The organism is Candidatus Microbacterium colombiense (assembly GCA_029203165.1).
Taxonomy (GTDB): Bacteria; Actinomycetota; Actinomycetes; order Actinomycetales; family Microbacteriaceae; genus Microbacterium; species Microbacterium colombiense.
The window spans coordinates 3,063,487-3,077,689 of record CP119308.1; the positions used below are offsets into that span (position 1 = coordinate 3,063,487).

At 69.2% G+C, this 14,203-nt stretch carries 10 protein-coding genes and 1 pseudogene; all 11 read right to left on the minus strand.

Annotated elements, in window-relative coordinates; all coding sequences use genetic code 11:
• Nucleotides 1–9: 9 nt before the first annotated feature.
• Nucleotides 10–1,269, minus strand: a complete 1,260-nt coding sequence (locus P0Y60_14970; protein WEK60590.1) for an alpha-hydroxy acid oxidase — start codon at nucleotides 1,267–1,269, stop codon at nucleotides 10–12.
• A gap of 42 nt (nucleotides 1,270–1,311) precedes the next feature.
• Complete coding sequence (locus tag P0Y60_14975) at nucleotides 1,312–2,049, minus strand: FCD domain-containing protein (protein WEK60591.1); 738 nt, start codon at nucleotides 2,047–2,049, stop codon at nucleotides 1,312–1,314.
• A 96-nt stretch (nucleotides 2,050–2,145) separates the two neighbouring features.
• The gene (locus P0Y60_14980) at nucleotides 2,146–2,799 is read right to left on the minus strand and encodes a thymidine kinase (protein ID WEK60592.1); all 654 of its coding nucleotides are present in this window, start codon (nucleotides 2,797–2,799) and stop codon (nucleotides 2,146–2,148) included.
• A 7-nt stretch (nucleotides 2,800–2,806) separates the two neighbouring features.
• Nucleotides 2,807–4,236, minus strand: a pseudogene (gene mqo / locus P0Y60_14985) (malate dehydrogenase (quinone)).
• A 125-nt stretch (nucleotides 4,237–4,361) separates the two neighbouring features.
• Nucleotides 4,362–5,432, minus strand: coding sequence for an aspartate-semialdehyde dehydrogenase (locus P0Y60_14990; protein WEK60593.1), 1,071 nt, complete (start codon nucleotides 5,430–5,432; stop codon nucleotides 4,362–4,364).
• A 143-nt stretch (nucleotides 5,433–5,575) separates the two neighbouring features.
• On the minus strand, nucleotides 5,576–6,856 hold the full coding sequence (locus P0Y60_14995; protein WEK60594.1) for an aspartate kinase: 1,281 nt from the start codon (nucleotides 6,854–6,856) through the stop codon (nucleotides 5,576–5,578).
• Between the two features lie 116 nt (nucleotides 6,857–6,972).
• Nucleotides 6,973–7,956 carry an EamA family transporter gene (locus P0Y60_15000; GenBank protein WEK60595.1) on the minus strand — a complete coding sequence of 328 codons (984 nt, stop codon included), beginning with the start codon at nucleotides 7,954–7,956 and terminating at the stop codon, nucleotides 6,973–6,975.
• The gene (gene recR, locus P0Y60_15005) at nucleotides 7,928–8,521 is read right to left on the minus strand and encodes a recombination mediator RecR (GenBank protein WEK60596.1); all 594 of its coding nucleotides are present in this window, start codon (nucleotides 8,519–8,521) and stop codon (nucleotides 7,928–7,930) included. Before recR ends, P0Y60_15000 begins: the two co-directional genes overlap by 29 nt.
• The gene (locus P0Y60_15010) at nucleotides 8,521–10,839 is read right to left on the minus strand and encodes a DNA polymerase III subunit gamma and tau (protein WEK60597.1); all 2,319 of its coding nucleotides are present in this window, start codon (nucleotides 10,837–10,839) and stop codon (nucleotides 8,521–8,523) included. Before P0Y60_15010 ends, recR begins: the two co-directional genes overlap by 1 nt.
• 63 nt (nucleotides 10,840–10,902) lie before the next feature.
• Nucleotides 10,903–13,416 (minus strand): glycosyl hydrolase family 65 protein, encoded by a 2,514-nt coding sequence (locus tag P0Y60_15015; protein WEK60598.1) that lies wholly within the window; start codon nucleotides 13,414–13,416, stop codon nucleotides 10,903–10,905.
• On the minus strand, nucleotides 13,413–14,171 hold the full coding sequence (locus P0Y60_15020) for an HAD-IA family hydrolase (GenBank protein ID WEK60599.1): 759 nt from the start codon (nucleotides 14,169–14,171) through the stop codon (nucleotides 13,413–13,415). The genes P0Y60_15015 and P0Y60_15020 overlap by 4 nt, the downstream gene beginning before the upstream one ends.
• Between the last annotated feature and the right edge of the window lie 32 nt (nucleotides 14,172–14,203).

A 14,203-nucleotide genomic window follows, 5' to 3' on the forward strand; every position in this document is an offset into this window, starting at 1 on the left:
GCGGGTCGCTCAGCGCGTCCGCGCCTCGGACGCGGCCCGGGCGACCGGAACCAGACGCGTGAGCTGCGTGACGTGCCCCGGCTCCAGTTCAGCGAGCGAGGAGACACCGAGCAGCCGCATCGTGCGTTCGATCTCGCTGCGCAGGATCTCGATCGTGCGATCGACCCCCTGACGCCCGCCTGCCATCAGACCGTAGAGGTACGCACGGCCGATGAGGGTGAAGTCCGCGCCGAGGGCGGTGGCGGCGACGATGTCGGCACCGTTCATGATGCCCGTGTCGATCATCACGGTGAAGTCGTCTCCCACCGCCCGGCGCACCTCTGGCAGCAGGTGGAACGGGATCGGTGCGCGGTCGAGCTGGCGACCGCCGTGGTTCGACAGCACGATGCCGTCGACGCCGGCGTCACGCAGGCGCACCGAGTCCTCGACGTTCTGCACGCCCTTGATCAGGATCTTGCCCGGCCAGATGTCGCGGATGACCGCGAGGTCGTCGTAGCTGATCGTCGGATCCATCGCGGCATCCAGCAGCTCCCCCACCGTGCCGCCGGTCGTGCTGAGCGACGCGAACTCGAGCTTGGGGGTGGTGAGGAAGTCGTACCACCACCAGGGCCGCGGGATCGCGTTGATGATCGTGCCGAGGGTGAGCTGCGGCGGGATGCTGAAGCCGTTGCGCTTGTCACGCAGACGCGCTCCCGCGACCGGGGTGTCGACCGTGAACTGCAGCGTGTCGAAGCCGGCCGCTGCGGCGCGCCTGGTGAGCTCGTAGGAGATCTCGCGGTCGCGCATCACGTACAGCTGGAACCAGTTGCGGCCGTGCGGGTTCGCGGCCCGCACGCCCTCGATCGACGTCGTCCCGAGGGTCGAGAGCGTGAACGGGATTCCCGCGGCGGCCGCCGCACCGGCGCCCGCGACCTCGCCCTCGGTCTGCATCAGCCGGGTGAACCCGGTCGGCGCGATGCCGAACGGCAGAGCCGACGGACCGCCGAGGATGTCGACGCTCGTGTCGACGTCGGGCGCGGGGCGCAGGATGCCGGGGTGGAACTCGACGTCCTGGAAGGCTTGGCGTGCGCGCGTCAACGACAGCTCGCCCTCGGCCGCGCCGTCGGTGTAGTCGAAGGCCGCCTTGGGCGTGCGGCGCTTCGCGATCGTGCGCAGATCATCGATCGTGAGCGCCCCGTCGAGACGGCGCTTGCGGCCGTTCAGTTCGGGTTTCTTGAACTTCATCAGGTCGAGGAGTTCGGCGGGGTTGGGAACCTGGCGCTGGACCATGGTGTTCCTCTCAGTCGTGGATGACGGGTCAGTCGTGTCGGGTCAGTCGTGGATGACGGGTGCGGGTGGGGCAGGTGCACGAGTGAGCCCCGCCGCGGTGTAGTAGCCGTTGATGTGCGAGCGCACGAGCGCACGAGCGCCATCGACGTCGGCGGCATCGATCGCGGCGACCAGGGCGCGGTGCTCGGCGCGCAGGCGCTGGGCCATCGCCTCCCACTCCGGGATCGTGGCGGCCCCCGCCTGCACGTACGACTCGATCGACGAGCGCAGCCCCGCCATCATCGCCGCGATCACGGTGTTGCCGCTCGCCTCGGCGAGCGAGAGATGCAGCTGGGCATCGAGCGTGAGGAACTCCGAGGACGTGAGGCCGTCGGCATCCATCGCCGCGAGCAGCTGATGGGCGGATGCCGTGTCGCGCTCTGCCGAGGCGGCGAGTGCGCTCACGACGGCGTCTTCGAGTACGAGACGCGTCTGCACGACGTCGTCGAGCGGGAATCCCTGCGCAGCCACCTGCAGCCGCAGCAGCGCCGATATGCCACCGGTCGGTGTGGCGATCACGATCGCACCCGACTGGGGACCCGACCCCGTCGCCGTGCGGATGAGGCCCATCACCTCGAGCACCCGGAATGCCTCACGCACACTCGAGCGCCCGACTCCGAGGTCGCCCGAGAGCTCGCGTTCGGAGGCGAGGCGGTCGCCCGGGCCCAGGCGTCCCTCGAGCAGGTCGCGCTCGATGTGCTCGAGGACGACTCGCCATGCACGCGCCGGTTGCTCCGACATCTGGCCTCCTGTGGTCTGACCACACCATAGCGCGTGTGGTCAGACCACGCAAAACAGCGCCTCCCTCGCGGGAGGCGCGGGGCGTCGACAGCCCGATCAGCCCAGGCGTCCGCCGGACTCCTCGAGGTAGCACGTGCCGCACAGCGACTCGTACGTGGTCAGCTCGGGAGCCGCAGAGCCGTCCGCTCCCTCGTCGATCGCCACCTGGTCGCCGTCGAACACGAATCGCCCGCCGATCACGCGACCGTTGAACACGGCCTTGCGCCCGCAGCGGCAGATGGTCTTGAGCTCCTCCAACGAGTGCGCGATCGCGAGCAGCCGCGCCGAACCGGGGAACGCGTGCGTGAGGAAGTCGTTGCGGATGCCGTACGCCATGACCGGGATGCCGTCCTCCACCGCGATCCGGAAGAGGTCGTCGACCTGCGCCGGCGTGAGGAACTGGGCCTCGTCGACGAGCAGGCACGCGACGTCGACGGGGCCACTGGGCAGCAGCTCCTCCTCCGCCGAGCGCCGCACGCGTTCGCGATGTCCACCGAACAGTGCGCGCGCATCGTCTCCCGGCGCGATCAGGAAGTCGACGACACGGGTCACGCCCAGGCGGCTCGCGATCTCACCGGCGCCCTTGGTGTCGATCGCCGGCTTCGCGAGCAGCACATGCTGACCGCGCTCCTCGTAGTTGTAGGCGGCCTGAAGGAGCGCCGTGGACTTGCCCGAGTTCATCGCTCCGTAGCGGAAGTAGAGCTTGGCCACAGAGTCCTCAGGCGTTGATGCCGAGGGCGGCCGCGGTGGCCGCGGTCGACTTCTCGGCGAGCGCCGCATCCTTGTTGAGCTCTTCGCCGAACGTCGGGATCAGCGCCCGCAGCGCGGACTCCCAACCCGGGTACTCCTCGGGGAAGCACGACTTGAGCAGGCTCAGCATGATCGGCACTGCCGTCGACGCCCCGGGAGAGGCACCGAGAAGACCGGCGATCGAGCCGTCGGCCGACGAGATGACCTCGGTGCCGAACTGCAGGATGCCGCCCTTCTGGGGGTCCTTCTTCATGACCTGCGCACGCTGACCCGCGTCGATGAGCGTCCAGTCCTCGTCCTTCGCCGTCGGCATGAAGGTGCGCAGGCTGTCGACCTTCTTCGCGTGGTTCTTCAGCAGCTCGCCGACGAGATAGGTGATGAGGTCGGGGTTCTTCGACGGCCACCTGCAGCATCGGGAGCAGATTGTGCGTGCGCACCTGCGAGACGATGTCGAGCATCGAACCGTTCTTCAGGAACTTGGGGCTGAACGTCGCGAACGGCCCGAACATGAGCGATGCCTCGCCGTCGACGACACGGGTGTCGAGGTGCGGGACCGACATGGGCGGCGCGCCGACCGATGCCTGCGAATAGACCTTCGCCTTGTGCTCGGCCACGATCTTCGGGTTCGAGGTCTTGAGGAACTGTCCGCCGATCGGGAAGACGCCGTACCCCTTGATCTCGGGGATGCCGGATCGCTGCAGCAGCTTGAGGGCCCAGCCGCCGGCGCCCACGAAGACGAACGCGCCTTGACCTCGTTCGGCGTGTGGCCGATGCTGTTGCGGTACTTGACGAGCCAGGTGCCGTCCTTCTGCTTCTTCAGCGAGCGCACCTCGTGATTCGTGCGCAGAGTGACGCCCGAGTCGGTGAGGTGGTCGAAGAGCTGATGCGTGAGCGCGCCGAAGTCGACGTCGGTGCCGGCCGGCACGCGGGTCGCGGCGAACGGCTCGCCCTTGCGACGCTGCTGCATGAGCAGGGGCGCCCACTGAGTTGATGACGCGCGAGTCCTCGCTGTACTCGATCCCGTCGAACAGCGGCTGCTTCTTGAGCACCTCGTAACGGTCCTTGAGGTACGCGACATCCTTCTCACCGCGCACGAACGTCATGTGCGGGGTGGCGTTGATGAACGTCGAGGGCGCGTCGAGCACGCCCTTCTCGACGAGCGACGACCAGAACTGACGGCTCTGCTGGAACTGCTCGTTGATCGAGACGGCCTTGGCGGGGTCGAGAGGCCCGTCGCCCTGCGGCATGTAGTTCAGCTCGCACAGCGCGGCGTGCCCCGTGCCCGCGTTGTTCCACGGGTTGGAGCTCTCTTGAGCCACATCGGAGAGTCGCTCGAAGGCGAGCGATCTTCCACTCCGGCTGCAATTCATGCAGCAGAGTACCCAGGGTGGCGCTCATGATGCCACCACCGATCAGGACGACATCGACGGTTTCGGTCACCGGAACAGTCTAGTTCGCGGGCGCGCCGAGACCGACCATGATGACCCACCCGGCGAGACCGGATCGGTATGACGGGGATGCGATCAGGCTATGACCGCGAGGCGCTCGGCGAGGATCTCGGCGATCTGCACCGCGTTCAGCGCGGCGCCCTTGCGCAGGTTGTCGTTGCTGATGAACAGCACGAGGCCCTTGCCCTCGGGAGCGGACTGGTCGGCACGGATGCGGCCGACGAAGCTCGGGTCCTTGCCCGCGGCGTACAGCGGGGTGGGGACCTCTTCGACGACGACGCCGGGAGCGGATGCCAGCACCTCACGCGCGCGCTCGGGCGTGATGTCGTTCGCGAACTCGACGTTGATCGAGAGCGAGTGCCCGGTGAAGACCGGCACGCGCACGCACGTGCCCGCGACGCGCAGACCGGGCAGCTCGAGGATCTTGCGGCTCTCGTTGCGGAGCTTCTTCTCCTCGTCGGTCTCGTTCTGGCCGTCGTCGACCAGGTTGCCCGCGAACGGGATCACGTCGAAGGCGATCGGCGCGACGTACTTCTCCGGCTGCGGGAAGTCGACCGCGGAGCCGTCATGCACGAGGCGCAGCGTGTCGCCCTGCGCGAGGACGCCCTCGACCTGGCCGAGCAGCTCCTGGGCACCGGCGAGACCGGAGCCGGACACCGCCTGGTAGGTCGACACGATCAGACGCTCGAGGCCGGCCTCGGCATCCAGTGCCTTCAGCACCGGCATCGCGGCCATCGTGGTGCAGTTGGGGTTGGCGATGATGCCCTTGGGGCGATCGTCCATGGCGTGCGGGTTGACCTCGCTGACCACGAGCGGTACCTCGGGGTCGTTGCGCCAGGCGCTGGAGTTGTCGACGACGACCGCACCGGCCGCGGCGAACCGCGGGGCGTACGCGCGGCTGGCCGTGGCGCCGGCGGAGAAGAGGGCGATGTCGATGCCTGCGGCTTCCGCCGTCTCGACGTCTTCGACGATGACCGTCGCGCCGCCGAACTCGATCGCGGTGCCTGCGGACCGCGAGGAGGAGAACAGACGCAGCTCGCGGATCGGGAACGACCGCTCGGAGAGAATCTCGCGCATCACCGTGCCCACCTGGCCGGTGGCGCCGACGATGGCGACGGAGAGTCCTGAGTCGGAGATGCGGGTCATGGTGTTCCTTGGCTTCGTGCGGTGCGGCGTACGAGGCGCAAGGCGCGGCGTCGGGGTGCTGATGCCACGCCTGGCGCCGATGTCAGGGTTTGGGTGAGTCTATCGCGCCCGCCGGGATGGTAGATGCGGAGGGGCGGATGCCGTCAGCGGCCGGTGCCGGCGTGGACCGTGGCCTCGGCCTCACCGTCGAGACCGTAGGCGGTGTGCACGGTGCGTGCAGCCTCGGCCAGGTCGTCGCCGCGCAGCACGACCGAGATGCGGATCTCAGAGGTCGAGATCATCTCGATGTTGATGCCACCGGCCGACAGCGCCTCGAACAGCACGGCCGAGACGCCCGAGTGCGTGCGCATGCCCGCGCCCACCACGGAGAGCTTGCCGATCTGGTCGTCGTGCACGAGGTTCTGGAACCCGACCTCGCCCTGCTCCCCCGCGAGGGCCTTGAGCGCCGCGGCCGCGTCGGCCTTCGGCACCGTGAACGAGATGTCGGTGCGTCCGGTGGCCGACACGTTCTGCACGATCATGTCGACGTTGGCGCCGGACTTCGCGACGATCTTGAAGATCTCGGCCGCCTTGCCGGGCACGTCGGGAACACCGGCGACGGTGATCTTGGCCTGGCTGAAGTCGGTGGCGACGCCCGCGACGATCGGTTCTTCCATGTCTGCTCCCTCGGCTTCGCGCGGGTTGTTCATGCCCTCGCCCAGAACGTACGTACCCTCGGACGACGAGAACGTCGACCGGGCGTGAATGAGAACGCCATGACGGCGTGCGTACTCGACGGCGCGGATGTAGAGCACCTTCGCGCCGTTCGCGGCGAGCTCGAGCATCTCTTCGCTCGAGATGTGATCGAGCTTCTGCGCGCGCGGGATCACCCGGGGGTCCGCGGTGAAGATCCCGTCGACGTCGCTGTAGATCTCGCACACGTCGGCGTCGAGCGCCGCCGCGAGGGCGACCGCCGTCGTGTCGGAGCCACCACGACCGAGCGTGGTGATGTCACGGGTGTCGCGGTTGAAGCCCTGGAACCCGGCGACGATCACGATCGCGCCCTCGTCGAGCGCCTCGCGCAGGCGGATCGGGGTGACGTCGACGATACGTGCGGCACCGTGCTGCGAGTCGGTGATCATGCCGGCCTGGCTGCCGGTGAAGGATCGAGCCTCGAAGCCCATCGAGTGGATGGCCATCGCCAGCAGCGCCATCGAGATGCGCTCACCACTGGAGAGCAGCATGTCGAGCTCGCGCGGAGCCGGGATCGGTGCGACCTCGTTCGCGAGGTCGAGCAGCTCATCCGTCGTATCGCCCATCGCGCTGACGGCGACGACCACGTCGTGCCCGGCGCGACGCGTGTCGACGATGCGCTTCGCGACGCGCTTGATGCTCTCTGCGTTGGCGACGGACGAGCCGCCGTACTTCTGCACGATGAGGGCCACGATCACTCCCTGGGATGTCGGGCGGATCCGCCCACGATCATTCTACGATCGGCCCATATGCCCTGTTGTGCATGTGACACCTGGCGATGCGAGCCGTGCGTGTACTCGGCGTCGGGCTACGGAGTCGGCGGGAGAGCTTGTGGGGAGACCGGGCGGAACCGACCACCCGTGGCGGCGAACCAGCATCCGACGATGATGAGTGGCAATCCGACGAGGAGCCCGGGGGTGAGAGGCTCGGCGAGAACGATCGCTCCGAGCACGATGGCGACCACCGGGTTGACGTAGGTGAACAGGGGCGCGCGCACCGGACCGACCTCGCGGATCAGCGCGAAGAACGCCAGGAAGGCCACGGCGGTGCAGATGACCGCGAGGGCGAGCAGCGCGACGATCGACGGCAGCGTCGGCACCTCGTGCTGCGTGAGCGCACCGATCGGCAGGTAGAACACGCCGATCATCAACAGCGACAACGTGATGGTGCCGAGCGAGGGCACGTCGCCCAGCTTGCGCGCGACGATGAACGGGGCGATCGCATAGAGGATCGCGACCAGCAGCACCTCGCCCGCAGCCAGGAGACTCACCTCGCCGCCGAACAGTCCGGGCCCGGCGACGACGACAGCGACGCCGATGAACCCCACGACCAGGCCGATCCCCCGGGCGGGGCGCAGCACCCCGCGGTCGCCACCACCGAGCGCGATCAGCGCGGCGAACAGCGGCACTGTCGCCACGAGCAGACCGGTCATCCCGGACGGAAGGGTCATCTCGGCGTGCCCGAGCAGGACGAACGGCCCGGCCATCTCGACCGCGCCGAACGCGAGCACCCACGGCCAGTGCTTCCATGCGGCCCGGAGCGCGCCGCTGCGAATCGCGAACGGGATCAGGAGCAACGCGGCGATGAGCGTGCGCCCTGCCACGATCGCGGGCGGCGACAACGACTCGACGGCGATGCTGATGAACAGGTACGGCACACCCCACAGCAGGGCCATCGCGCCGAACAACAGCCATCCGCGACGCGAGAAACCGCCCTGGGCGTTCACCCCTGCACCCTGCGAGCGACCGGTGCGGCCGTCGAGGTCACAGGATGCGCCGGCCTTCGAAGGCACGACCGAGCGTGACTTCGTCGGCGTATTCGAGATCGCCACCGACGGGGAGACCGGATGCCAGTCGCGACACCGTGATCTGCATCGTGGTGAGCAGACGACTGAGGTAGCTCGCGGTCGCCTCGCCCTCGAGGTTCGGGTTCGTGGCGAGGATGACCTCCTGCACCGTTCCGTCCGCGAGGCGCGTCATCAACTGGGTGATGCGCAGATCGTCGGGGCCCACACCGGCGATCGGACTGATCGCTCCGCCGAGCACGTGGTACAGCCCGCGGAACTCCCGCGTGCGTTCGATGGCCGCGACGTCTTTCGCATCCTCCACGACGCAGATCAGCGCCTGGTTGCGTCGGGGGTCGCGGCAGATCGCACAGCGATCCTGCTCGGAGACGTTGCCGCAGACCTCGCAGAACCGCACCCGCTCGCGGATCTCGTGGAGGAGCACCGACAACCGCGCGACGTCGAACGTCGGCGTCTGCAGGATGTGGAACGCGATGCGCTGTGCGGACTTCGGGCCGATACCCGGAAGCCGACCGAACTCGTCGATCAGCTCTTGAACGATGCCGTCGTACATCAGGCGAACCTCGTGGGTGCTTCGTAGGGCTCTTCACGCAGGAACGTCGCGCCGAGGACCTGGCGGATGACGGCCTCGCCGTAGCGCTGCACTCCCCCGGTGGACGGTGCGCGTTCGGTCACCGCGGGAGCGGGAGCCTGGCGCGCAGGCGCGGCCGGGGTCGATCGCGCGGCGGTCGCGGGGGCCTGTGCGGAGGACGCGCGCCCGGAGGATGCCGCCGGAGCACCGAAGTCACGCGGAGGTCCGGGCTCGTACGCCGGATCGTAGGGCGGTTCGTCGTCGAAGGACGGGGCCTCGTCGTCGCCCGGCAGCGGCGGCACGTCGGCGTCGACGGCGCCGTCGGCCGGAGGAGCGGGTGCGGATGCCGCGGCCTCGACCTCTTCCGGTTCGTCGTCGACCGCCAAGGGCGCGGTCGGTGCGGCGACGACACCGGAAGACTCACCGGCCGGGATCGGAGCAACGGCCCATTCCGTCACCGAAGGCGACGAGTATCCCCGCGACTGCAGACGAGCCGGAGCAGCCGCCTCAGGCGCATCGGCCCGCGCAGGAGCACCGCGGACGGCACTCGCGGACGACGAGGATCCGCCCGTCCCGCCACCCGAGCCGGACGCGCCGGAGTCTGACGCATCGGGGCCGGACGCGTTGGAATTGGATGAGGGGCCGGGCGCGGAGGACGCCGGCAGGGGCGCGGGAAGATACTTCACCCGCACGCCCAGCTCCTGCTCGATCGCGGTGCGGAGGTGATCGGACGTGCCGGAGCCCGGCGTCGTGCCCTTGAACTTGCCGACGTCGTGCTGGCTGGCGAAGCCCACCGTGAGCACCTCGGTATCGGTGTCATACGCCAGCGGCTGCACCGTCGTCACCACGAGCCACGACGTACGGCTGATGGTCTCGAGCCGGGTGAGCACCGCCGGCCAGGCCGCCGTGACGTGCGCGAACGTCACCGGACCGGTGACAGCAGGAACTTCAACAGCCGCAGGAGTCTCAACAGCAGCAGGAACTTCAGCAGCAGATGTCTCGGCGGCGGCAGGTGCCTCCGCCGGCTGCGCGGCCGGCGCAGTCGCCTGCGTCGCCGGAGCCGGCTGCACGGGGGGCGTGGGCGCTGCGGCCGGTGCGGCCGGAGCCGTGGTCGCGCGCGCGGCGGGGGCGGGGCGGTCGACGGCGGAACGCTCGGGAGCCGCGACGGGAGCTGCTGCCTCCGCTGCGGCCGAGAGCACGCGCGCCACCATGAGTTCGAGGTGCAGGCGCGGCGAGGTCGCACCCGACATGTCGTCGAGGGCGGCGCTGACCACGTCGGCCGTCCGCGACAACCGGGCGGCGCCGAAGCTCTGCGCCTGGCCGCGCATGCGTTCCAGCTCGTCGGCGGCGATACCGCGCAGAACGGCGGATGCGCCGGTGCCCACGGCGGCGATCACGATGAGGTCGCGCAACCGCTCGAGCAGATCGTCGACGAAGCGCCTCGGATCCTGCCCCGTCTGCACCACGCGGTCGATCGCGGGGAACGCGGCGGCCGCGTCTCCGATGGCGAGCGCATCGACGATCTCGTCGAGGAGCGCACCGTGGGTGTAGCCGAGCAGTGCGACGGCTCGCGCATATCCGACGGTCACCGTCTCGGATCCTGCCGGAGCATCCGACCCGGCGATGAGCTGGTCGAGCAGCGACAGGGTGTCACGCGGCGAACCACCACCGGCGCGCACGACGAGCGGCAGCACGCCCTGCTCGACGATCACGCCCTCTTCACCGCAGAGCTTCTCGACGTACTCGAGCATCGCTGCGGGAGGAACCAGGCGGAAGGGGTAGTGGTGCGTGCGGGAGCGGATCGTGCCGAGCACCTTCTCGGGCTCGGTGGTCGCGAAGATGAACTTCACGTGCTCCGGCGGCTCTTCGACGAGCTTGAGCAGCGCGTTGAAGCCCTGCGGGGTGACCATGTGCGCCTCATCGAGGATGAAGATCTTGAACCGGTCACGGCTCGGGGCGAAGGTCGCGCGCTCTCGGAGGTCGCGCGCGTCGTCGACACCGTTGTGGCTGGCCGCATCGATCTCGACCACGTCGAGAGACCCGCCGCCGGCGCGCGACAGCTCGACGCAGCTCGGGCAGGTGCCGCAGGGCACATCGGTCGGACCCTCGGCGCAGTTGAGGCATCGAGCCAGGATGCGCGCAGACGTGGTCTTGCCGCAGCCGCGAGGGCCGGAGAAGAGGTAGGCGTGGCCGACGCGATCGCCGCGCAGGGCGGTCATCAGCGGATCGGTCACCTGGGACTGCCCGATCATCTCGCCGAACGTCTCGGGTCGGTAGCGGCGATAGAGGGCTGTGGTCACCAGAACAGCCTACGGCGTGCCACGGACGTTCGGCAGGCTCCGACGTCCGTGGCACGCCTCGGATCAGTCGATCGGCTCGATCACCGGGATCGCGGTCGTGATCACGGGGACGGATGCCGACAGGCGCGTGCCGTCCTCTCGCCGGGCGTCGGCGAACTGGCGCAGTGTCGGGCGTCCGGGGATCAGCGGTCCCTGGTCGGCGAGCGGTACGACGACCTCGGCATCCACCGTCGCGATGAAGGCGTCGTCGCGCACCGTGAACGGCACCGGCTCACCGACGCGCACCTGCACCCGCAGTTCGTCCTTCGTGATGGTCACCTGCAGCGCGGAGCCCTGCCACTGCAGCGGATACGACAGGGACGGCCATCCGGCCGGCAGACGCGGATCGAAACTGAGCTCGCCCGCGTAGTCGCGCATGCCGCCGAAGCCGCACACCAGGGCCGTCCAGACGCCACCCGCCGAGGCCACGTGCACACCGTCGGCCGCGTTGTGGTGCAGGTCGTGCAGGTCGACGAACAGCGACTGCGAGAAGTACTCCAGGGCGAGGTCCTGGTAGCCGACCTCCGCGGCGAGGATCGACTGCACCACGGCCGACAGCGTCGAGTCGCCGGTGGTCAGCGGGTCGTAGTAGTCGAAGTCCGCCTTCTTCTCCTCGGGTGAGAAGTGATTGCCCTGCAGGAACAGCGCCAGCACGACATCCGCCTGCTTCAGCACCTGGAAGCGGTAGATCACCAGCGGGTGGAAATGCAGCAGCAGTGGACGCTGCGCATCGGGCGTGTGGGCCAGATCCCAGACCTCGCGCTCGAGGAACAACGAGTCCTGCGGGTGGATGCCGAGCGCCTCGCTGTAGGGGATGAACATGGCCTCGGCCGCCTTCTCCCAGGCCTCGGCCTCGCCCTCTCCGAGCCCCGTGCGCTCGACGAGCTGCGCATAGTCCTCGGGGTAGCTCTCGGCGATCTCGCGCACGATGCGACTGGCGTAGCGGAGGTTGTAGCGGGCCATCACGTTCGTGTACAGGTTGTCGTTGACGACCGTCGTGTACTCGTCCGGGCCCGTGACTCCGTGGATGTGGAAGGTCTGGATGCCATCGCCGGCCCCGACCTCCTCGACCAGGCGCGAACTGCGCCAGAACCCGAGCGTGGCCCAGAGCCGAGCGGTCTCGACGGCGACGTCGGCCCCCTCCCGGCGCAGGAACTCCTCGTCGCCGGTGGCCCGCACGTACTTGCCCAGCGCGAAGCTCACGTCGGCGTTGATGTGGTACTGCGCGGTGCCCGCGGCGTAGTAGGCCGAGGCCTCCTCGCCGTTGATCGTGCGCCACGGGAACAGGGCACCGGCCTCGTTGAGTTGCGCGGCGCGACGGCGTGCGGCCGGCAGCATGTGCACGCGGGCACGCAGCGCGTTGCGGGCCCACTGCGGCGAGGTGTAGGTGAGGAACGGGAGCACGTAGATCTCGGTGTCCCAGAAGTAGTGGCCGCTGTACCCGGAGCCCGAGACGCCCTTCGCAGGCACGCCGGTGCCGTCGGCACGGGCCGAGGCCTGGGCGAGCTGGAACAGGCACCACCGGGTGGCCTGCTGCAGATCGTCGCGTCCGCCGATCTGCACGTCGCTGCGCTCCCAGAACGCCGCGAGCCAGTCCCGCTGACGTTCGAACTGCACGTCGACACCCTCGACGATCACGCGATCGAGCGAGCGCCGGCAGCGGTCGACCAGCTCACGCGGGGGGACGCCACGCGAGGTGTGATAGCTCACGAGCTTGGTGATGTGGATCGGCACGCCCGCCTTCGCCTGCACGCGGAACACGTTCTTGGCGATGTCGGCCTCGATCAGCGTGCGGGCGTTGTACTCGTTGTCGGTCTCCACGATGTGGTCCGCGACGACGGCGACCGTCATCCCGGAGTCCGCCACCTGGTACGACAGTGCGGAGCGCAGACCGTCCTGCCAGTGCTCCGCGGGCTCCAGCACGCGATCGGCGATCTTCTCGGCCTTGCGGGGATCGAACCCGTCGGCCTTCTTCTTCGCCGCCACCGGGGTACCGGCGTACACGCCCGCCCCGTCCTGACGGTTCAGCAGCTGGCAGCTGATGGTCACGGGGGCGTCGGAGTTCTCGACGACGACTTCGAGGCGCAGCACCGCGAGGTGGCGCTCCTCGAAGCTCACGATCCGCTCATCGCGGATGCGGACGCGCTTCCCGGACGGCGTCTCCCAGACCACGATGCGCTCGAGCACACCCGTGCGCATGTCGAGCGTGCGACGGTATTCGCGCACATCGGCCACGTCGAAGGAGATCGGCTCGTCGTCGACGTAGACGCGCATCACCTTGGCATCCGGGGCGTTGACGATCGTCTGGCCCACTTCGGCGAAGCCGTAGGCCTGCTCCGCGTGGCGGATGGGCCAGGTCTCGTGCAGGCCGTTGATGAACGTGCCGTGCTCCTGGGCGCCGCGGCCCTCGATGTGGTTGCCGCGCAGGCCGAGGTAGCCGTTGCCCACCGAGAACAGCGTCTCGCCCACGCCCTCCTCGGAGTAGCGCGTCTCGACGAGTCGCCAGGGGTCTACGGGGAAGCGGTCGCGGTCGATCATGCGGTCTCCGTGGTGTCGTTCGGGATGTGCGGGAGGAAGCGGGAGAGGTCATCGACGACGACCGTGGCGCCGGAGGCACGCAGGGCGTCGGCGCCGGCTCCGCGGTCGACGCCGACCACGTCGGCGAAACCGGCGGCGGCGGCGGACGCGACGCCGGAGGTCGCGTCCTCCACCGCGATGCTGCGCGCGGGGTCGACGCCGAGGTTCTCGGCTCCGGCGCGGAACATGTCGGCGGCGGGCTTGGAGGCGAGGTCCTCGCGCTCGGCGACGACACCGTCGACGACGACGCGGAAGTAGGAGCGGAGGTCGGCGGCGGCGAGCACCTCCTCGGCGTTCTTCGAGCTCGACACCACCCCCAGCGGTACACCGGCGTCGTGCAGGCGCTGCACGACGGCGAGCGAGCCAGGGTACGGGGCGATGCCGTCGGCCCGCAGCGAGGCCGCGAACGCGGCGTTCTTGCGATTGCCGATGCCGCAGATCGTCTCGGCCTCCGGCGCGTCATCGACGGCGCCCCAGGGAACCTCGACATTGCGGCTGTGCAGCAGGCTCGCGACGCCGTCGTAGCGCTTCTTGCCGTCGACGTAGTCGTAATAGTCGGCATCCGTGTATTCGGGGGTGATCCCCCACTGCGCGAACACCTGGTCGAACACGACCTTCCAGGCGCGCATGTGCACCTCGGCAGTGGGCGTCAGCACGCCGTCGAGGTCGAACAGCACGCCATCCGCGGCGAGCAGATCGGGAAGGGCTTCGGGCACAGGAGCCTCCAGGAGAAGGGGCGAAAGGTCGG